The sequence below is a fragment of the Streptomyces cadmiisoli genome (assembly GCF_003261055.1).
GTDB lineage: Bacteria > Actinomycetota > Actinomycetes > Streptomycetales > Streptomycetaceae > Streptomyces > Streptomyces cadmiisoli.
The window spans coordinates 714,942-736,254 of the sequence record NZ_CP030074.1; the positions used below are offsets into that span (position 1 = coordinate 714,942).

At 70.0% G+C, this 21,313-nt stretch carries 13 protein-coding genes; 9 read left to right on the forward strand and 4 right to left on the reverse strand.

Annotated features, from left to right (window positions below):
* The first annotated feature begins 596 nt into the window (after nt 1–596).
* From DN051_RS43720 to DN051_RS47085, 4 genes are all read left to right on the forward strand, one after another.
* Entirely contained in the window at nt 597–1,013 is a 417-nt protein-coding gene (locus DN051_RS43720; RefSeq protein ID WP_053757694.1) for a hypothetical protein, read from the forward strand.
* On the forward strand, nt 1,010–4,885 hold the full coding sequence (locus tag DN051_RS43725; protein WP_112443263.1) for an NACHT and WD repeat domain-containing protein: 3,876 nt from the start codon (nt 1,010–1,012) through the stop codon (nt 4,883–4,885). Before DN051_RS43720 ends, DN051_RS43725 begins: the two co-directional genes overlap by 4 nt.
* Before the next feature lie 179 nt (nt 4,886–5,064).
* Nucleotides 5,065–5,433 carry a hypothetical protein gene (locus DN051_RS47080; RefSeq protein ID WP_162625208.1) on the forward strand — a complete coding sequence of 123 codons (369 nt, stop codon included), beginning with the start codon at nt 5,065–5,067 and terminating at the stop codon, nt 5,431–5,433.
* Between the two features lie 5 nt (nt 5,434–5,438).
* Nucleotides 5,439–5,984 carry a hypothetical protein gene (locus DN051_RS47085; protein ID WP_162625154.1) on the forward strand — a complete coding sequence of 182 codons (546 nt, stop codon included), beginning with the start codon at nt 5,439–5,441 and terminating at the stop codon, nt 5,982–5,984.
* Between the two features lie 771 nt (nt 5,985–6,755).
* Here the strand turns inward: DN051_RS47085 and DN051_RS43735 are convergent.
* Nucleotides 6,756–7,346, reverse strand: a complete 591-nt coding sequence (locus DN051_RS43735; protein WP_112443265.1) for a hypothetical protein — start codon at nt 7,344–7,346, stop codon at nt 6,756–6,758.
* A 711-nt stretch (nt 7,347–8,057) separates the two neighbouring features.
* On the opposite strand from DN051_RS43735, the gene DN051_RS43740 reads away from it, so the two are divergent.
* Entirely contained in the window at nt 8,058–9,647 is a 1,590-nt protein-coding gene (locus tag DN051_RS43740) for a hypothetical protein (protein ID WP_162625209.1), read from the forward strand.
* Nucleotides 9,648–10,096: 449 nt separating this feature from the next.
* Complete coding sequence (locus DN051_RS43745) at nt 10,097–14,884, forward strand: non-ribosomal peptide synthetase (protein WP_112443267.1); 4,788 nt, start codon at nt 10,097–10,099, stop codon at nt 14,882–14,884.
* A gap of 323 nt (nt 14,885–15,207) precedes the next feature.
* On the opposite strand, the gene DN051_RS43750 is transcribed toward DN051_RS43745, so the two are convergent.
* Complete coding sequence (locus DN051_RS43750; protein ID WP_162625210.1) at nt 15,208–15,984, reverse strand: hypothetical protein; 777 nt, start codon at nt 15,982–15,984, stop codon at nt 15,208–15,210.
* Nucleotides 15,985–16,412: 428 nt separating this feature from the next.
* Between DN051_RS43750 and DN051_RS43755 the strand changes: the two genes are divergently transcribed.
* Together DN051_RS43755 and DN051_RS43760 are read left to right on the forward strand one after the other, a co-directional pair.
* Nucleotides 16,413–17,630, forward strand: coding sequence for an FAD-dependent monooxygenase (locus tag DN051_RS43755; RefSeq protein ID WP_246041222.1), 1,218 nt, complete (start codon nt 16,413–16,415; stop codon nt 17,628–17,630).
* Between the two features lie 97 nt (nt 17,631–17,727).
* The gene (locus tag DN051_RS43760) at nt 17,728–18,447 is read left to right on the forward strand and encodes a TetR/AcrR family transcriptional regulator (protein ID WP_053764260.1); all 720 of its coding nucleotides are present in this window, start codon (nt 17,728–17,730) and stop codon (nt 18,445–18,447) included.
* Nucleotides 18,448–18,817: 370 nt separating this feature from the next.
* Here the strand turns inward: DN051_RS43760 and DN051_RS43770 are convergent, their stop codons facing one another.
* Both DN051_RS43770 and DN051_RS43775 read right to left on the reverse strand, forming a co-directional pair.
* Nucleotides 18,818–20,173: an FG-GAP and VCBS repeat-containing protein gene (locus tag DN051_RS43770; RefSeq protein WP_112443271.1), complete on the reverse strand. Its 1,356-nt coding sequence runs from the start codon at nt 20,171–20,173 to the stop codon at nt 18,818–18,820.
* 22 nt (nt 20,174–20,195) lie between these two features.
* Nucleotides 20,196–20,462, reverse strand: a complete 267-nt coding sequence (locus DN051_RS43775; RefSeq protein ID WP_112443272.1) for a hypothetical protein — start codon at nt 20,460–20,462, stop codon at nt 20,196–20,198.
* A gap of 566 nt (nt 20,463–21,028) precedes the next feature.
* On the opposite strand from DN051_RS43775, the gene DN051_RS46060 reads away from it, so the two are divergent.
* Complete coding sequence (locus tag DN051_RS46060; RefSeq protein WP_246041223.1) at nt 21,029–21,268, forward strand: immunity 49 family protein; 240 nt, start codon at nt 21,029–21,031, stop codon at nt 21,266–21,268.
* Nucleotides 21,269–21,313: the final 45 nt, after the last annotated feature.

Sequence of the window (21,313 nt, forward strand, 5' to 3'; positions counted from 1 at the left end):
TCCCTTGCGGCTGCCTCCAGATAGGCGCGCAGCGCGGTGACGACCCTCTTGCCCAGCCCGTTCTGGTGCTGCGAACCGGAGAGGCGGATGTCGTGGGCCCCGATGAACTGGAGGCGGGCACAGAGGCTGTGCCAGGTCTCCAGTTCCTCTACGGGGCCCTGCTCTGCCACTCCAGCTCCAGGGCCCTGGCCCTGCGCTCCTTGATTCCGGGGCCAGTTCCTCGGTCCGCTTCTCGATTCGCGCGGCACGGGGCTCCACCGTCAGTTCCTTCAGCAGGGCACGCTCGTCCGCGGACCACTCATGCTGTACATCCTCGCCGTTCTTCTGCGCCAGCAGGATCGCCAGGTCCCGTTCCCGTAGCGCCTTGAGCCGTGCCAGCCTCTCGGCACTCAGCGGTTCCGCGTCGGCCGCACGCGCCGACAGTGCACAGGACACGGCGGAGCAGCTGAATCGCCAGCCGAGGAAGCTGCCTTATGACGACCCGGCCTACGCCGTCCAGCTACACGATCAATCAGGTGATTTCGGGATGCACAGTACTTTCTCATGCGGGCACAGGTACCCAATACTTAGGGTTCTGGCGGCAAGGGGGATGTCTGATGGATCCGATTGCGCTAGCGGCCGGGACGGCTCTGGTGGGGGCGATAGCCACCGATGCGTGGCAGGGGGCGCGTACCGGTCTGGTCGGACTGTGGCGTCGGGTGCGTCCCGAACAGGCTGAGGCGGTCGACGCGGAACTCGCCGAAACGCGCCTCCACATGCTGGCGGCGCGAGCAAGCGGGGAAACGGATACCGAGCAGGCACTGGCCGCGGACTGGCAGTTGCGGATCCAGGCCCTGTTGCGAGCGAACCCAGCGGTCGCGGTCGAGCTGCGGCAACTGCTGGATGAGCAGCTGACCCCGGCGCTGACCGCTGATGAGCGGTCCCGGATCGGGAGGTTGGTCATGAAGGCCGAGGCATCCGGCAGCGCGAGGGTGTATCAGGCAGGCCGGGATCAGCACATCACCGAGCGATGAGCACGCCGGAGTCCTCGCCGCCCGGCAGCGAGGAGACGCGCCTCGATGCCAGCGCCTCGGGCCAGGCCCGGATCTACCAGGCGGGCCGGGACCAGCACATCGTGGAACGGGATCTCCACCTGCACTACGAGGACGGTGTACGCCGTGCCCGTCGCGCCGAGCTGGACGACACACCTGCGAGGGAGTGCCCGTACCCGGGCCTGGCCGCGTTCGACGAGGAGCAAGCCCGATGGTTCTTCGGCCGGGATCCCGTGATTGCGGACCTGCTGATCCGTCTGGATGAACGGCTGCGAGACGGCGGCAGTTTGGTGGTGGTGGGGCCGTCCGGCGCGGGCAAGTCCTCACTGCTGCGGGCCGGTTTGCTGCCAGCTCTCGTGCGCGGGGCACTGCCTGCGGCCGGATCGGCCCACTGGCCACGGCTCCTGCTCACGCCCACCGCCCACCCGGTCGCGGCGCTGGTCACCCACCTTGTCGACGCCACCGGTGCGAGCGTCCAGGACGTATCTGCGGCTGTGGCGGCTGATCCGCGGTCGTGCGCGGTCCGGCTGCGCGCGATGGCCGAGGCCGACAGGCGGGCAGGCACACGGCTGGTGGTCGTCGTCGACCAGCTGGAGGAACTGTTCACGCTCTGCGTGAGCGACCGGGAACGGCGTGCCTTCCTCGGTGTGCTGACCGCTCTGGCAGAACAAGGACCGGACGGGGCCGGCCCGGCCGGGCTGGTGGTGTATGGGCTGCGCTCCGACTTCTACACCCCGTGCGCCAACCATTCCCAACTGCGTACCGCACTGCAGAACGGGCAGCTCTTGCTCGGCCCCATGTCACAGAGCGAGCTGAAAGAAGCGATCCTCTTCCCGGCCCGGGCGGCGGACCTGGACATCGAACCGGGTCTGGTGGAGGTGTTGCTGCGCGACCTGGGTACACCCCCCGCCGATGGCTCAACCAACCTGCCGGCGCAGGGCTATGAGGCGGGACGCCTGCCGCTGCTCGCCCACGCGCTGCGCGCCACCTGGCAGCAACGCCACCGCCACACGCTCACCGTGGACGGCTACCAGGCCACCGGCGGCATTCACCACGCCGTCGCCACCACCGCCGAACGCCTCTTCGCCACTCTGGATCCTGCCCAGGAGCAGGCGGCGCGCGCGGTGTTTCTCCGGCTGGTCAAGATCGGCGACAACGCCGATGACACCCGCCGACGCATGCCCTGCACCGACCTGCTCGCCTCGGCCAAGGACCCGTCGGCAACGGCTGCCGTCATCGACACCTATACCCACGGCCGCCTGCTGACTCGGCACGCGGACATCGTCGAGATCACCCACGAAGCATTGCTGCATGCGTGGCCCCGTCTGCGGAACTGGATCGACGACGATCGGGCGGGGCACCTCATCCATCAGGACCTCATGGAAGCCGCAGCCGACTGGGAACGCGCCCATCGCGATACCGGCATGCTCTACCGGGGCCATCGCCTTGAAGCAGCCGTCCATTGGGCCACCCGTTCCCACCAGGACCATGCCGGCGGCGCCGCTTCCGCCTTCCTTGCCGCCTCCACCCGCCATGCGCGCCGTAGCGCACGCATACGTCGCTCAGTGATCGCCATCCTCACCGTCCTTGCCCTGATGGCCTCCGCTGCCGCCGTCGTTGCCTTCCAGCAACGCTCCCGGGCACAAGCTCAGCGGAACGAAGCGGTGTTCAACCAGATCCGCGCTGAGGCGGAACGGCTCCGCGGCAGTCAGGCATCGCTTGGTGCGCAACTCGATCTCGTGACGCACCGTATGCGGCCACAGGCGTCAAGTCTTTACGGTGACCTGATCACCGACGCGAACACTGCCCTGTCCGCTCCGCTGACCGGACACGCCGGCGACATCATCTCGGTGGCGTACAGCCCGGACGGCCGCATCCTGGCCAGTAGCGGAAGTGACCGCACGCTGCGGTTGTGGGACATGGGAGATCCAGCTCATCCCAAGCCACTGGGGGCACCGATCCGGCACACCGGCTGGGTTCAATCAGTGGCGTTCAGTCCAGACGGACAGACCCTGGCCAGCGCCGGAGAGGGTGGTGAGGAAGACACACTGGTCCGGCTGTGGGACCTGGCCGACCCGACACACCCCACACCGCGAGGCCTGATGAACGCAGGCCGGTTCAACCGCGTGCTGTCCGCGGTGTTCAGCCCGGACGGGCACACCCTCGCTGCGGCCGCAGACGATGGAGTACTGCTGTGGGATGTGGCCGACACGGCCCGTCCCAAGCAGCTCAGCCATTTGGTGCGGGGCCACACCGGTACGGTCTGGACCGTGGCCTACAGCCCGGACGGAAACACCCTGGCCAGCACTGGCGGAATCAGCACAGCGTTCGGCGATGGGGCGCTGCTGTGGGACGTGTCCGATCCGTCCCGGCCTGAGTTGCTGGGACCACCGGTCGAACTCGACAGCCCTTCGCTGGCGTTCAGCCCGGACGGGCGGACATTGGTCGGCTCGGCCGATGGGGCCGTGCGTCTGTGGGACGTGTCCGATCCTCGGCGTCTCAAGCAGCTTCGCCGCCCACTGCGGAGCCCCAATCTCGGCTCTGTCGCGTTCAGTCCGGACGGGCGTACCCTGGCCACCGCTGGGGGCGACGCAGTGCAATTGTGGAACCTCTCCTCCCCGGCCTGGCCCCAGAAACTCGGTTCCCCACTCGGTCACACGAGCCCCGTCAGCGCCGTCGCCTTCAGCCCCGACGGGCAGACTCTGGCCACCGCCGGGGCCGACGGGCCGATCATGCTGTGGACGCTCCCGGCCACCGTGCTAGCCGCACACCCTCACGCCGTCTGGACGGCCGCGGTCAGTCCCGACGGGCGCACCCTGGCCAGCGGGTCGGAGGACCGCACCGTACGCCTGTGGGATCTGTCCGACCCAGCTCATCCCAAGGCGCTGAGCCGCCCCTTCGGCAATACCGGTGCGCCGCGACCCAAAGACCCCTACATCGCAGACGAGCATGCCGTCATATCCGTGGCGTTCAGCCCGGACGGCCGCACCCTGGCCGCCGACGGAGCGGACGACACCACGCAGCTGTGGGACGTGACCGATCCCAGCCACCCGAAGCGGCGCGGCCCATCCCTGAACCATGATGATGCCGTCTCCGGATGGGTCTCGCAGGTGGAGTTCAGCCCGAACGGGCGGGTGCTGGCCGTGCCAGGTGTCGGGGGCGAGGCATGGCTGTGGAATGTCACCGATCCAGATCACCCCAAGCTGCTGAGGCAGCCCCCCGACATCGACTCCGCGACCGAATTCGGCTGGGCCGTGGCATTCAGCCGCGACGGGCGCACTCTGGCCAGCGGTGGTGAAGATGGCGACGGTCGCGGAATCATCCGGCTGTGGGACGTGACGGACCCCGCACACCCCAAGCGGCTCGGACAGCCGCTGACCACCCCTGGCGTCGTGAACAAGGTGGCATTCAGCCGCGACGGGCGCACTCTGGCCAGCGGGGGCGAGGACACCACCGTGCGGCTGTGGGATGTGACCGAGCCCGGTCGCGCCAAGCGGCTCGGGCAGCCGCTGACCACCGGCGGCCCTGTCAACGCGGTGGCTTTCAGCAGAGACGGGAAGACATTGGCCGGCGGCGGTCGGGGTGGGGCTGTACAGCTGTGGGACATGGCCGACCGCCTACACCCCCAGCAACTCGGCGAACTCCTCGGACACACCGTCAGTGTCACTTCTCTGGCGTTCAGTCCGAACGGGCACACTCTGGTCAGCACCGGAGAGGACTTCACCGTGCGCGTCTGGGAGATGAACGTGGATGCGGCCATTGACCGGATCTGCCGCATCACCCACAACAGCCTCACCCGTCAGCAATGGGACCAGCACATCCCCGGCACCCCTTTCAACTCACCGTGCCCATAGTGGGCACCGGCCCGCACCCCCGGAAAACACACGGCCCGCCTCTGTTGCTGACCGGGCGAGCGCAAGCCAGAAGTGACACCGGACGTGCAACTGTTCGGCACCGGCGGGAGTCTAGCGGCCGAAGGGATGTTCTCCTGGAAAACACCTCCGTTCACCCGCGTTCCGACAGGGTTCTCTCCATGCCGATGCCCCCGTATGACCGTCGCGCCTCCCGTGTCGCTGTTGCCGCCCTCGGCGCTGCCGGCTTGATCGCGCTGGCCGCAGCGCCCGCCGCCTTCGCCGATGAACCCGCAGCCGAATTGGTCATCGGAGGCATCGAGCCGATCGACGGAGTGCAACCCGGGAGCACCTTCGATCTGCCGGGCACCGTGGCGAACAAGGGCACCGTAGCCGCTGTGGAGCCGGGCGCCGTCTACGCGCCCGAGAGGCCTCTCCTTGCCAAGGCACTGGACCGCGCGTTCAACGACGAGCTGCTTCTGCGTGCCGGGGAAAACGATCCAATGCCGGGCCCGCCTGGGTCATGGCCAAGTTGGGGGAGCCGACCGTAAGGGTCATGATCACGCTGCCCGCCGGAACGTCGGTCGTCAAGACCCCCGGGTTCTGTAAGCCCAAGGGTAAGGCGTACCAGTGCGGTATGAGTCAGCGGGCTCTCAACGAGGGCGGCCGAGAGCCCTACAACTTCCAGCTGAAGATCGACAAGCGCGTGGAGGACGCCAAGGGCTCGGTGGCGCTCAGCACCGAGGCGCGGCCGTTCGACCCCGACAAAGCCAACGACAAGGCCGATATCACGCTGGATGTCACCGGTGGGGGGCCGGGCGGCTCGACCGGTGGTTCGACCGGCGGTTCGACTGGTGGTTCCAGCGGCGGTTCCACCGGTGGTTCGACCGGCGGCTCCTCCGGTGGTTCGACCAGTGGCTCGGGCGGATCGACCGGCGGGTCGTCGTCGACCGGCGGCGACGGCACGGCGGCGAATGGCGGCAACCTGGCAGAGACCGAGTCCTCGGCGTTGCCGATCGCGGGCGTGGCTGCCGCGGCGGTGGTCACGGGTGCGGGCCTGGTCGTCATCGTGCGCCGCCGCCGGGCCAAGAGCCTGAGCTGACGACCGTCCGACGCGAGCGGCGGTACCCACCCCGGGCCGGCCGCTGGTCCGGGACCTCCGTGCTGCCTCGTTCGGTGGCGTATCAGGAGGTTCCCGGATCCGAGCCGAGTTGTTGAGCGGCATGCACGAACGCCGTTGCCGGCGACGGACCGGAGCCTGTGAGCGCGGCTTGATGATCCATGTCAAGCCGCGTTCGTAGTCCAGCGGCGAGCACGGGTCGCCCAGATACTCCCCGGACCATCAGCAAACCCTCCTTGCTACCCCGCCAGCCGACCCGACACAGGTTGCAAGCCCGACCCGGCAGCACCCGGGCGGTATTGGGTTCGACGGCGTGCCGGGCCATGAGCGCTGCGTACTGGTTGGCCAGGTTCCCTGGCCCTGCGGGGTGGGCATCAGCGTCAGGGGCGTTCCTTGAGGCCGCCGCACCCAAAGGGCCGTGTCCCGGTTACCCGTCGGCACATCGGGTGATCGTCGCGTGCAGGTTTCTGCGAACGCGGCGCCGGGGGCAGGCAGGTGCCCTGCCCCCGCACGGGGGACGCACCCGGCGACTTCCTTGACAGGCCGTGTCCCGACCAGGGCTCGCTGGGGGTGCCGCCGGGATCCCCGCGATGATGACGGGCATGCTCGCTGGCTGCCCCGACGGCGATGGGACCGGGCCGATGTCCCGACAGCTCAGCGGCGCGGGCGTGAGTTTGCCCCACGCGCCATGTGCTGAGGCGGGCGGGCCGTGGGCCCCGCGGCCATGGGTGGGCGGGGCCACAACGGCTGGGATCAGTAGTTGGCGTTGGCGAGGATCTCGCCGTCCTTGTCGTAGACGGTCACGAGGCCGTTGTCCGACTCGTAGCAGGACGTGAACGCCGAGGCGATCAGCTTGCCCTGGCCGGCGTGCGGGCCGATGAGTCCACCGGTGAAGTCGGTGAAGACCTCGGGCGCGTCGAGGATGTCGTTCCGCTTGTCGGCGCCAGTGACCTTCGTGACGTGCTTGACGGCTTCCTTCTCGGTGGGCGTACCGGTCTTGGCGACGCAGTCCTGGAACTGCTCGGCCTGGGTCTTGCTTTCCTCGGCCGGTTCTTCCTTGGCCTCGTCGGCCTTCTGGTTGTCGTTGGCGCTGATGGCCTTGTCCTTGTTGCTGGTGTCGGTGGAGTCACTGTCTCCGCCGCTGGCCGCGACGCCCGCGACGACGAAGAGGGCGATGACCCCGAGGCAGCCGAGACCGGCGATCTTGCCGAAGCTGCGCTTCTTCGGCGGCTGCGGCGCCGGCGCGCCGTAGTAAGGAGGCGGCTGCTGCGGGCCGCCCCATCCGGGCTGCTGCGGGTACTGCTGCTGCGGCTGGTTGGGCTGCTGCGGGTACTGCTGGTTCACGTGTCCCCCCGAGGGATCGTTCGTGTATTGCCGGTGTACGACTCGTGAAGAAGTCGTGTGGTTGTAGAAGATCAAACCATTTCATTCGATCGAGGGATAGTCGTGACCCGAATGGGTGAGGGTGCGGCCTTGCTGGTGAGGTGGTGCCGACTCTGCGGTCGGAGTGGTGCACGGATGAGATGGGCCGTGGCTACAGGGCCGCGGAACTCATCCAGCCGGCGTGCTGGTCGGGCTGGGGGTGCGCTGCGAGGCGGGGGCTGACGGCCCGTCTCCTGAGGGGCGGCGGCCAGCGGCGCCGCGAGGGCGGGGATGTCGCGTAGGAAGCCGGCCAGTGCTGGCTTGTCGGGTGGCGGTGTGCAGGGGGTGACGCGATTGGTGATGTCATCGGGTCGGGTGCCGTCGAGGACGAACAGGAGTCGCGGGAAGTTCAGGTGCGGCGCCGCCAGTTCTCCGCCCCAGACGTCTGGTCGAAGGCCGCTGGCCGGGGCCTTGTGACAGGCACGGGCGTGTACGCGTATCACCCCGCGTACGCGGTGATTCTTGCCGTGAGGCGTTCGGGGCACATGATGGTCCGGTCGACCTCGACGAACGCCCGCAGCATCACACCGGTCAGCGCGTGGCTGGCGCTCGCGGCCGTCCGGTCGCCTGGTCGGAAGACCGCAGGAAAGCGCCGGGCCTGGCAGACTGTGCGCGACCTGGGGGGAGATTGTCGTGCCGGATGAGTTGACCGTCCGCCGGATGCTCGGGGACCAGCCGTTCGCCGAGATCGGCCGGCCCGAGTGGGCGGTGACCGACGCGCGTCACGGCTGTGTCATCGCGGCCGGTGACCTCGGGCACGTCATGTGGCGCGGTACGGGCCACTGGCTCGCCCACCGGATCGGTGTGTACGAGGCCGACACCCTCCGTCCGCGCCACGTCGTCGCTTCCCGCTACTCCATATGTGCCATCGAGCCTCACCCCGAGCTGCCGCTCGTCGCCGTCGGCACCGGGCGCTACGACGGCTCCTGGGACTTTCAGGGACAGCTGCTCCTGCTGCACCTGGAGACCGGGCGCGTGACGAACCTGCTGAGCAAGAGCCGCCAAGTACGCCATCTGCGCTGGCTGGAGGACGGCAGGCTCGCGATGCTGCTGTCCCCCGAGGACAAGGACGGCGGCTTCAGCAAGGGCTTCGAGCTGGCCGTCGCGGCGGACGACTGGCTGTCTGCCCCGGCCGGTCTGGTCGACCCCGACGACACACGCCATCCGATGGTCGAGAGCGGACTCCTTTACGACCCGCGTGTGGAGGACACCCTTGCGCGGCTGACGGAGGGCCGGTGGCGGCGGCGGGCGGACGTGCGTGACCTGGCCGTGCTGGCCGACGGCCGGGTGCTCGCCACCGGCCGGCACACGGACCTCGAATGCTGGGATCCGTCGGGCGCGCTGAGGTGGACTCTGCCGGCGGACGGGGAGGGGAGCGTCCGGGTCGAGGCGGCCCCTGACGACGAGTCGGCGTGGGTGACGTACCGGGGCTACCGGCGCCACGAGGAGACGGGTCGCCCGGTCGACCGCTCGACCACCGTTCGGCGGATATCGACCGCGGACGGCGATGCCGTGGACTCCGTGGACGTGCCGTCGGCCCCCGCCGTGTGCGCCGCGGACGAAGGCTGGCTCGCCCTGCGCCCGCAAGGGCGCGACGCACACGCCGCGCTGCTGTTCGCCCCCACGCACCAGGAGGCGGCGCGCCTCGACGTCGTCCCCAGCCGCTCCAACTCCCCGGCGCTGCGCGTGAGACACAGCGCCCGTCTGCTGTACGTGGACGGCCCCGGCCCGGACGACGACGCGCCGTGGATCCACGCGATCGATCCTCCGGGCGCCCACGGCCCCGCCGCTGTGCGCGCCCTCTTTCCTCTGCGCTGGGACCCGGCGTCCGCATTCCAGCCCTGGTCCGGCCCCGCCGTCGAGCTGACACACACCCTTGTCCACGCGGGCCGGTCGTACGAAAGGGGCGCTACTTATGCGGAATCCCGCGAGGGCACGTACGTCGTGAGTCGCCGGCTGCCGGACGGAGAGGCACGCTGGGTCTACCTCACCGACAAGCCGCTCGCCGATCTCGACGGCGACGAGCGGAGGATGTACGTCGTGTATCTCACCGGCGACGTGGAGATCCTGGACACGGCGACGGGCGAGGTGCGGGCCCGGCACACCCTGCGCGCACACGGCCACCCGGTCACGCCGGTGTCCGCCGCGTACCGGGCGGAGCAACAGCGGCTGGTCGTGGGGACGGTGGACGGGCGGATCCTGGACTGCTCGGTCCTGGATTGACGGAGTCGGTAGAGGCCACCCGTCACCACGATGTGCCACCTGCCGGCGGAGGTCTCCTCCTCAAGAGGCTTCGGTCCGAAGTCAGTAACTGTGCGAACCAGCCAACTCGGCCAGAACGCCGCAACCGTGAGGATGTCTCGCCACCCGAGACGCGTGCCGTCCGATGCCTGGCCATTTGGATAGTTGATGCATTAATCAATAGGGTGGCCACTGCGGAATGGACACAGACCGCCGCCGCAGGCTGAGGCTGCCCTCTCCCCAGGAACCGTGCGATCCATGCGCTGTCCGGGGAGACGAGGCGCACCGGCCGGCGCTGTGGTGCCGCCGAAGACGCGGCACCGCGACGCGCCCCCCACCTCTGTCACGGCGGACCCCGACCGGGCCGCGCCGTCGGCCGTCACGGCCCGGCTCCGGCCCCCCCGCCAGACCACACGTACAGGAGCACAACCGTGACGTCCCACGACGAAGCGCAACTGCCGACCTACCCCATGTCGTTCGAGCAGGAGTCGATCTGGCTCCAGGACCAGTTCCACGAGGTCGGCGCGGGACCGGGTGACGACGACGAACCCCCGTACCCGTCGCGGTACTTGGAGTCCCTGGTCCACCGTCTGCACGGCCCCGTCGACACCTCCGCCCTGGAGTCCGCGTTGACCGCGCTGGTGGCACACCAGGAGGGGCTGCGCAGCGCGTTCCGCAGCGTCGACGGCGCCCTGGTGCAGCAGGTGTTCCCGCCGATGCTGCTGCCCGTCGACGAACGGCGTGTTCGGCCGGACGAGTTGGAGGACGCACTGGCCGCGGCGATCACCCGCCCGGTGCCGCTGGACCGGCCACCGCTGCTGCGGGCCACCCTGCTGCGCACCGGGCCCGAGGACTCGGTGCTCGCGCTGGTCGGACACCACGCCGTGATGGACAGCTGGAGCAGCCGTCTGCTGGAGGAGCAGATCAGCGAGGGCTACCGGGCGGTCGTCGAGGGCCGGCCGCCCCGGCTGCCGGACATCCCCCTGCAGTTGGGGCCGTACGCGCAGCGGCAGCGCGAGGACGACGCCGTGAACTCCCCGGTGCATCTGGAGCACTGGCGTACCGTGCTCGCCGACGCGCCGGAGGAGTCCACCTTCCCCGGTGACCGGCCTCGGTCGGCCGTGCCCAGCCATCGTGGCGGCGAGATCCGCTTCACCGTGAACGGAGCCACCGGCACCGCGCTGCGTACGCTGGCGCGCGCCGAGCGGGCGACTCCGTTCGTGGTGCTGTTGTCGGCGTGGACGACGCTGCTCAACAGGCTGTCCGGGCAGGACGACGTGGTCGTGGGCACACCGTTCTCGCGGCGCAACGGAACGGAGGTCAAGTCCCTGGTGGGGTGTCTGACCGATGTGATGCCGGTGCGGCAGCGCTTCGGCGACGGCTGCACCTTCCGCGAGGTCGTCGCCTCCATGAAGGCCGGGGTGTGGTCCGCGATCCGGCACCGCCACATCCCGTACGGGCATCTCGTCCGCGAGTTCAGCCCCGAGCGCGTACTGGGCCGTTTCCCACTGTTCCAGGTCATGTTCACCCTGGACGACGGACTGGGTGAGGGTCTGTCGTTGCCGGGGGTGGTTTCCGAGCGCGACCACGGCCACAGCGGCCGGGCCAAGGTCGACCTGCTGCTGAACCTGGTCACCGACGGCGACGGCTACCGCGGCTACCTCGAGTACGCCCACGACCTGTACGACACCGCGACGGCCCAGCGGATCGCCGACCGATTCGCCACCCTGCTGCGGGACGCGATACACAGGCCCGACGACCAGACCGCCGATCTGCGGCTGGTGACGGAGGAGGAAGAGGCCCGGACCCGGGCCTGGGCACAGGGGCCGCCCCCGTCGGTGACGCCGCCGCGCGCCCCGTCCGTCGTACGTCCGCACGCACTGGACGCCCCGAACCGTCCCGCCGTGGTGCACGCCGACGTCACCCTCTCCTACGCCGAACTCGACGCCCGCGCCGACCGCCTGGCCGCGTCCCTGACCGCGCGGGGTCACACGGGAGCGCGGATCGGCGTGTGCATGGACCGCTCCGCCGACCACACCGTCACGGTGCTCGGCGTCCTGCGCGCCGGGGCGGCCTGCCTGCCACTGGACCCCGCACAGCCGGCCGAGCGCACCGCGTTCGTCCTGCGCGACGCCGACGTACGCGTCGTGCTCGCCGACCCCGCCCACGCCGCAGCCCTGCGCGCGGAGCACCCCGGCGTCACCGTCCTCACCCACGACGCGCTGCCCCCCGCCGCCCCGGAGACCGCGCTGCCCGAGGTCTCCGGCGACAGCCTGGCCTACGTCCTGTACACCTCCGGATCGACCGGACGCCCCAAGGGCGTGGCCATGACCCACCGCGGCCTGGCGAACCTGATCGCCTGGCAGCGGCGCGACTCCGTCTGCCGTACGGGCGCCAGGACACTGCACTTCGCGCCGCTCACCTTCGACGTGGCGTTCCAGGAGATCTTCGCCACCTGGGCCGCCGGAGGCACCCTCGTGGTCGCCGACGAAGCCGCCCGCAAGGACCCCCTGCACCTGCTCGCACTCCTGCGGGACCAGCGGGTGGAACGGCTGGTGCTGCCGTTCGTCGCCCTTCAGCAGCTCGCCGAGCACGCCGTCGCAGAAGGCCAGGTCCTGGAGCATCTGCGGGAGGTGGCCACCTCGGGCGAGCAGCTGTACGTCACCCCGGCGCTGCGCGCCTTCTTCGGCCGGCTCACCCGCGCCGACTTGCAGAACCAGTACGGGCCCACCGAGACCCATGTCGTCACCGCGCTGCGCCTGACCGGGAACCCCGCCGGCTGGCCGGACCGGCCGGGCATCGGACGTCCGATCGACGGCGCACGCGTGGACGTACGGGACCGGGCGCTGAACCCGCTGCCGGTCGGGGTGACCGGTGAGATATGCGTCAGCGGTGTGCCGGTCGCGCAGGGCTATCTGGGACACGCCGCCGACGCGAACGACGGCTTCACGACCGGTCCCGACGGCGAACGCATCTACCGCACCGGGGACATGGGCCAGTTGCTGCCCGACGGCCAACTGGCCTTCCTCGGACGCGAGGACGACCAGGTGAAGATCCGCGGCTACCGCGTGGAGCTCCAGGAGGTCGAGGCAGCGCTCAAGCAGGTCCCCGGTGTCGCCGACGCGGTAGTGGTGGCCGTACCCGGCGAGACCTCGGCCTCCACCTGGCTCGCCGCCCACTACATCGCCGCCACGGGCACCCAGGTGTCGCCGTCGGCCGTACGGGACGCCCTGCGCGACCGGCTCCCCGCCCACCTGGTACCCGCCGCGATCGAGGCCGTCACCGCCTTCCCGCTCACCGCGAGCGGCAAGGCAGACCGCGCCGCGCTGGCCCGGGCACTGCCCGCTCCGGCACCGCTGGACGCTCCCCGCCCCGCGGCGGGAACCGCCACGCTGGAGCGCATGTCCGACCTGTGGGCCCGGCTGCTGCGCCGCGACGCCGGCACCGTCGGACCGGACGACGACTTCTTCCACCTGGGCGGCGACTCGCTGCTCGGCGCGCAGCTCATGCTCCAGCTCCGCGAGGAGTTCGGCGTCCGCCTGGGCCTGGACGCCATGTACAACGCGCCCACCATCACAGGGCTGGCCGCGCTCGTCGACGCGGGTACGGTGACCCGCCGGCCGGGCGCGGTGAGCGCACCGACACTGCCCGCCGACATCGTCCCCGCCGCGAGCTGGGAGACCGGCAGCGGCGAACCGGCACCCGAGCCGACGCGTACGCCGCCCGCTCCCGCCTCCGCCCGTCGTCCGGCGGAGGGGCCCGAGACGCTCCAGCGGATGGCCGACCTGTGGGCCCGGCTGCTGCGCCGCGACGTCGGCACCGTCGGACCGGACGACGACTTCTTCCGCCTGGGCGGCGACTCGCTGCTCGGTGCGCAGCTGATGCTCCAGCTCCGCGAGGAGTTCGGCGTCCGCCTCGACGTGGAGTCCCTGTACGAGGAGCCCACGATCGCCGGGCTGGCCGCACTCGTCGACACGGACGCGGGAACCCGCAGACCGGACGCGGACGCGGAGGCGGCGATTCACCGGCCTGACGGGGAGACGGCTCCCACGGCGCATGCCGACGGCGTACCCACCAAGGTGACGCCTGAGCGCGCCCCGCTGCGGCACGTCCTGCTGACCGGCGCCACCGGATTCCTCGGCGCCTTCCTGCTCCGTGAGCTGATCGACCGCACCGACGCCACGGTGCACTGCCTGGTGCGGGCCCGGGACGACGCGCACGCGCTGCGCCGGCTGGAGGAGTCCGCCCGCGGCCACGGCGTGTGGACGCCCGAGGTCGCGGCACGCACGGTCGCTCTCGTCGGTGACCTAGGCAAGCCCGCCCTGGGACTCGACCCCGCGCACCACGACGAACTGGCCAGGACGGTCGACGCCGTGTACCACTGCGGCGCCGCGGTCAACCTGGTGCTGCCCTACGCCGAACTGGAGGCCGCGAACGTGACCGGGACGGTGGAGGTGCTGCGTCTGGTGGCCCTGCACCGCACGGTCCCCGTGCACCATGTCTCGACGGTCGGCGTGTACTCCGGCGCGCACCTGGCGGGGAGCCCCGTCACCGCCGACGAACCGCTGCCCGGCGTGGACGGCCTGCACCTCGGCTACGCGCAGGCCAAGTGGGCGGCCGAATGCCTGATAGCCCAGGCGCGCGAACGAGGTCTGCCCGTCTCGGTGTACCGGCCCACCCGTATCGCCGGCGACACCGAAAGCGGCGTCTGCCGGCCCGACGACTTCCTCTGGCTGCTGCTCAAGGGATGCGTGGAGGCCGGCGGGTACCCGGTCGACCTCGGCGTCGGCTTCGACCTGGTGCCCGTCGACTACGTCAGCGCCGCCATCGTCGCCCTGTCACTGGACGCCGAACCGCCCGGGGCCGCCCACCTCGCGCACGGCGCCGAACTGTCCCTGCGGGAGGCGGTCGACCGGCTCGCGGACCTCGGCTACCGACTGCAGCCGCTGCCGACGGCCGAATGGACCCGCAGGATCGAGGCGGACCCGCACAACGCGGCGTTCCCCCTGATCGGGCTGATGGCACCGGAGACGATCGGCTCGCAAGCCGCCGCCCTCACCTTCGACGGGAGCGCGGCGCAGACCACGGCGGCGGCCCACGGCGTTGTCCTGAGGCCGGTGGACCGCGCGGCGTTCGCGCGGACGGTGGACTACTTCGTCCGTACGGGATTCCTGCCGGCACCGTCCGGCACTCCCCGCAGTCCGAGGCAGACCTCGTGACCTCGTCGACACCCTGGCGCCACGCGACCTGATCCCCCGAGGGTCGACGCCGAGAGGCGAGCGATCCGCCTGCCGAGCTCTCGACTTGACCCGGTCCCAAAGGGCCGGGTCAAGTCCCCTCACCAGCCGCGCGCCCAAATCGTCGCAAGCCCAGATGAAATCCCTCACACACGAGAGAAGCGCTCCACCTTTGGGGGATGGGCAGCACTCTTCCGATGTTGCGCAACGGCGAGGCCTCCGCAGGCGGTCGGAGCCATGCGCGCAAGCAGCATCAAGCGCCGGCGACCTGCATGATGCAGCCCCCGAACCACCCCGGAAGCGGCTCATCCGGTGACCCCATTGAGGGGGTTCTTGGCCAGCTTCGGGAAGTACGCGGCCCGGAACTTCTTTCCGCACCCCAGATCCTTCAGGGCGATTCCGATCTCCTGAGCGAGCTTGGCCCTCGCGGTCTCCTTGTCCACCGTGTCCACGTCGCCGCCCCGGCTGTTCATCTGGAACTTCACCATGTCCCCGATGGCGGTCGGCTGCGTGGTGGTGACGGCGATGCCCGTATCGCGCAAGCAGGACGCGAACTCCTGCGCCAGCGACACCAACGTCGGGTCACCGTCCAAGGCCCGCTGCGCCTGGCGGTGCTTCTCCTCGTTCGCGGCACTTTCACGCTCGTGTTCGGCCCTGGACTTCTCCGGCCCGTAAGCCTTCTCGTACGCGTCCTTGTGGCAGCCCGGAAGCGTCGTCTTCTTTCCGTCCACGAGTGCGAGGCCGAACTCCGCGTCGTAGGCCCGCTTCTGCGCCGGGGACAGAGGGTCCAGATACGCCCGGTCGGGACTGGTCTCGTACTTCTCCTTGTAAGCCCGCGACCCGTGAGCGTTGGCGTCGTCCGGGTAGACGACCTTGGCATGGGTGGCGCCGTACCCGTACTTCCCCCGGTACTCCTTCGCCAGGTCGTAGTCCTGACCGTCGATCGGGAGTTGCGCCGCTTCGGAGCCCTCCACACGCGGGGTGTAGGTGAAGCCCTTCGCGCGCATGCAAGCCGCGAGGGCGTTCTGGTACAGGAACTCCTTCTTCACGTCCTCATCGGCGTCCTGAGGCACGGCCAGCAAGCCGTCCTCATCGGCGGCCGTGGCTGAAGTGCCGCCGGTGGGGGAGGCAGCCGCCTCGGGTCCGGCGGCGTTCGTGCCGGTCCAGGAGGAGCACCCCGGCGAGCGCCAGCACACCGGCGAGAGGCGGCAACCGGCAGGGCACTACGCATCCTGATCAGGGGAGTCACATCGTTCCATCGGGTCGGTCGGACAGGGTGGTGCGGGGTGAAACACCCCGCCGACTTCCTCAACCCGGTGGCCCCCATCAGGGGAGTGCCTCGCAGAGGGATGTGGGGGACGTCACGGATCAAGGGCTACGGCGCGGCCCCGCGACGCTCAGCTTCTCCGCGGGCGGGGCAGGTCTCCCACCCCCTGATGGCGCGTCGGGATGCGGCTGAACCATGAACTGACCAGATGACTGATCTGGTCAGTTCGTGTACGGTGAATGCATGAAGACGAACTCACCGCGTCAGCGGGCTCTCGTGGTCGGACTCGGCATCAGCGGAACGGCTTCCGCGCTACGGCTGCACAAGGCGGGCTGGGACGTCGTCGTTCTGGAGCGGTCGGCCGAACGCCGCCGCGGCGGGTACTTCCTGGCCCTCTTCGGTACCGGGATCACCGCGGCAGAGCGCCTGGGCATCGATGTACCGAACCGTGATTCGAAGGAGATCGCTTACTACAACTTCGACCGCAGCGGCCGGCGGCGGCGCTGTGTGGGGTTCACCGAGGCGGTGGGGGACCCGGCGCGGCCGGTGGTGCGCGGTGATGTGGAGACGGCCGCGTTCGACGCCCTGCCCGAGGAGGTGGAGATCCGGTACGCGTCCGTCCCGGTCGCGCTGTGGCAGAGCGCGGACAGAGTGCGGGTCGACATCGAGGACAGGGCCGCGGGGATGGTGACCACGGAGCAGTTCGATCTCGTGGTCGGGGCGGACGGCTTGCGTTCCACCGTGCGCCGGTTGGCGTTCGGGCCCGACGAGGGCCGCGTGCACCGTCTCGGTTACATGATCGCGGCGTGTGCGCTGCCGGGGCCGGTCCCCGGTTTCCGGAACATGGACGGCATCGTCATGACCGAGCTGCGCCGGTCGTTCTTGGTGTTCCCCTTCGCCGACCGACCGCCGACGGTGCTGTTCAACTACCGGACCGACAACGTGGACGGCCAGTTCGAGCGGCCCGCGATCGACACGCTTCGGTCGGTGTTCGGGCCGGAGCCCACGGGTGAGACGCTCGGCTGGCTGCTCGACCAGTTCGAGCAGGCGCCTGACCACCTGTTCGACTCCGCCGAGCAGGTGCGGCTCGACTCATGGTCCCAGGGCAGGGTGGTCCTTGTAGGCGACGCCGCCTGGTGCCTGACCCTTTACTCCGGGATGGGGGCCTCCACCGGCCTGGCCGGGGCCGACATGCTCGGAACGATGCTTGAGCAGTACCCGGGGGACGTCCCCCGGGCGCTGCGGGCCTGGGAGGCGAAGTTGCGCCCGTTCATCAAGTTCCACCAGGACGCCGGTGTGGCCTACCGCAAGCTCTTCGTCACGGCCGACCCCGCCGAGTATCGCGTGCGGTCCGTCTTCGACGGCGTGGTGGCGACGACGCCCGGCAGGAATCTCGTCACGGTGGTGGAGCAGCACCGCAAGATTTCCCGAATGAAGCAGGTCGACCTCGCCCGCATATGACCGGGCGGGCGGGGAGCAGCACCGCACGCCCGGCGCACCATTGCGGAAATCCCGTGACATCATGACGCCCGAAGAGCGAACGGGAGAAACCACGACGGTGAACCGACTGATCGAACACGACTCCGTCAAGGCGGCCAGAATCCTCGACAGCGCACGCGCGCTGGTCCTGGAGCACGGTGTCCGCAAGGTGACCATCGCGGAGATCGCTGCGGCCGCAGGCGTCGGCAAGGGCACGGTCTACCTCTACTGGGAGACCAAGGAAGACCTGTTCGTCGGGCTGGCCGCACGCGAGGTGCTGGGCTGTATCGAAGCCATCAACGACCAGATCGCCCAGGACCCGCAGTGCATCCTGCCCCGCCGTCTGTCTCCGCTGCTGATCCGCACGACCCTGGGCAACCCGTGGATGCGATGGCTTTGGAGCGAGGACAGTGCACTTCGGCAACTGCTCCACCGCCCCGCCGACCAAGAGCGCTTCGCCGAGGCCACCGCGAGCGCGATGGGCGGCGCGGTCATTTCGATCCTGCGCGACTGCGGGATAGTGCGCGACGATCTCCCGCTGCCCAGGCAGATCTACGCCCTGCACTCCGTGCTGGTCGGGTTCGCCACGGTCATGAGTGACGTCGAGGGCGCAGGCCGCTTCGGCATCGATGACCCCGAAGCCGCACTCGCCGACACGGTCCACCTGCTGCTCGAACGGCCGCGCGACCCGGCCGCGCGCGATGTCGCCAAGGCCGCGGAAGCGGTGCGGACCCGATTCAACGAGATCCACGACAACCTCCTGGGACTCGTCACGGTGGGCGCTGCCGGAACCAGATGACCCGTGCCCTGGAGGCCGTGCCGTTCAGGTGCGGATCGGCATGGAGCCGAGTACGGGACAGAGCCGAAGCCCCTGCGGACCCCGCCCGCGACGAGCACCCCCACGCCCTTACGCGGTACCGGGAGCGGCGCATCCGCAGCCGGATGTGGTCGATGACGGGACAGCACTTGCCGCGCGCGATTACGGCATCCACCACGTCGGCCTGCTTGCCCCTGTCCAGCCCGCGACGGTCCAGCAACTCTCCGGTGGCTGCGGCGGCGGTACCGCCGCCGACCGAGCGCACGACGCTCTTGCTGTTCCACGAAAGCGGCGAGCCCGGTGGCGGTGATCATCATTACCGCCACCGGGCTCGCCGCCCTCACACGTCACCTCAGTCGCTGAACGACCCGCCCATCAGCGGCAGCTCGGTCAGCCCAGTGGCCGTCGGCCCCGCGCTCGAGCCGCGCAGCAGCACGCTGACGTCCGCCGCGCCGATGCCTAGGTCCGCCTTGCCGTCGCCGGTCACGTCGCGCAGGCGCAGGGCGTAGCCGAAGGACACCCACGAGTGGGCCGCACCCTGAACGGTCTGCGGGATCCACGAGGACCGCGTACCGGTCAGTCCGCCGGAGCCGCCCTTGAACACGTGGACGCCGCCCTGGTCCTCCAGGCCGTTCACGTCCTCGTGCGGCACGCCGACCACCAGGTCCGCGTAGCCGTCGCCGTTGGTGTCGCCGGCCGAGACGGAGTAGCCGAAGTTGTCGTCCGCCTCGGGACTGCCGGAGACGCCGGAGCTGGCCTGGTTGTACGTCATCGAGCCGCTCGGGCCAGCGGACGTGCCGCGCCAGACGCTGACGATGCCCTTGCCGCTGTTGTTGTCGGGCAGGCCGACGGCGATGTCGCCGTAGCCGTCCTTGTTGAAGTCGCCGATCGCCGCGGTCCACGGAGCGCTGATGTACGTCTTGGAGGCGCCGGAGGTCAGGCCGCCCGAGGCGCCCTTGAGGAACCAGATGCGGTAGACCGGCTTGTTGTCGATGTTTTGCTCGCCGAGTACCACCAGGTCGGTCTTTCCGTCACTGTTGACCTTGCCGGCGGCGAAGCCGTACGAATACCAGCCCTGACCCGCTTTGTCGATCTTGCTGACGCTGCCGGTGGTGCCGGACTTGGTGAAGCCGCCGCGGTACAGCCAGGCCTCGTGGCCGCCGATGACGGCGAGGTCGGGTGAGCCGTCGCCGTTGAAGTCGCCGGTGGCGAGGTCGCGGCCGAAGTAGCTGCCGGCGCCGGACTTCGGGGTCACGTTGGTGCCGCCGGACAGGCCGGACCTGGAGCCCCAGACGATGGTGACCGAGCCGCGGTACTGCGTGCTGCCCACCGTCTCCAGCGAGTTGCCGACGACGAGGTCCGCGTAGCCGTCCTTGTTGAGGTCGGCGCTGGTGATCGAGTCGCCGAACATGTCGTCTTCTTCGTCGGTGCCGGGGATGCCCGGGCTGTCCTGGTGGATCACCTGGGTGCGAGAAGTGTCGAGGCCGCCGGCCTTGCCGTAGACGACGTTGACGGCGCCGCCCTCCCAGCCGTCGGCATCGGAGGTGCTTTTGTAGGAGTGGCCGTACGCGAGATCCCGGTAGCCGTCGCCGTTGAAGTCGTCGTAGTGCTTGGCGACCGCGGCGGAGGCCGGCGCGCTCAGCGCGAGCGGTGTGAGGCCCGCGGTGAGGATGGCGGCGGCCAGGGTCGCCGAGGTTTGTCTGTGCATCGGTGAGGAGAACTCCTTTGGTCTAGCCGAACATGATCATGCTCAGTCGGAGGTCGTGGCCGGTGGAGAGGCCAAGGTGGATCGGGCCGTACGCCGTCGTGTCGGACGTCGTCATGCCCGAGGCAGATCCCTTCAGGACGGTGACGAGGCCGTCGAAGCCGTTCTCGCCGTTCGGGGCGGCCGGCAGATCGGTCTTGTCGTCCCTTTTCAGACCGGTGAGCAGGTCGCCCGTCAGCGCGGCGGCGGTCGCCGCCGCGAAGGCGACGCGCAGAGGTTGGTGCTCGTGCATGCCGGCTCTCCTGCTGCATGCGGGATGCCCGATGGTCATCCGCAGTCGGTGGGTGCCTGACCGCCCGCGTTTGCCGGAGGTTGTCCTCTACTTCACCGGGTGGCCAGCGATCAGGAGACGCGCGGAGGGGCGAAAGGGTTGTACGTGAGTTCGGCGGACGTACGGCCAGCGCCGGCCGAACCGTGCGGCGCCCGACTCCGACAACGCGCGAACGCCTTGTCGGACGGCGCGCCCAGGCTGCCCGCACGGGCTGCACCAGGGAGCAGCGCAGTGCGGATAGAGCGGCATCAGGTGGGCGAGGCAGTCGTTACGGCGACGCGCGAGGACTTCGCGAACAGGATCGGGGGACAGGTCCGGTCCATGTCGAAGGCCGGCCGGATGGCCGTATACGAATGGCAGTCGATCGCCGATGAGTTACTCGACTACCTGGGCGCCCTGTCCGTGGAGACGCCCGGCCTCGACACCCCGGAGGCCGAGACTGCCCTCAAGGCCGCGGCAGAGGCCGCGGCCCGAGCCGTCCGAACTGGGGCTTCGCCCCGCCACCGGCCGTACTGCTGTCACAGCTCGTGGAGGGCGACGAGGAGAGCTTCAACCTGGCTCTGGCCGATGCCCTCGAAGCCCACCGCGATCACTGCCAGGCCGCCGGCCGCTCCGACGACGCCGACGCCACGATCAATTTCAACGTCCCGGCCCTGGCCTGCCACGCCCGCCGCCGGGGCTGGAACATCCGGGTCGCGTCCCCCTACCTGCCTCAGCGTCTCCTCGACGCTGCCGAGCCCATAAGCCTGGAGCCTGACGGGACGTAGCGCTGACCATCACCGTGGCGCGCCCGGAAGGGAAAGCACCGCCCA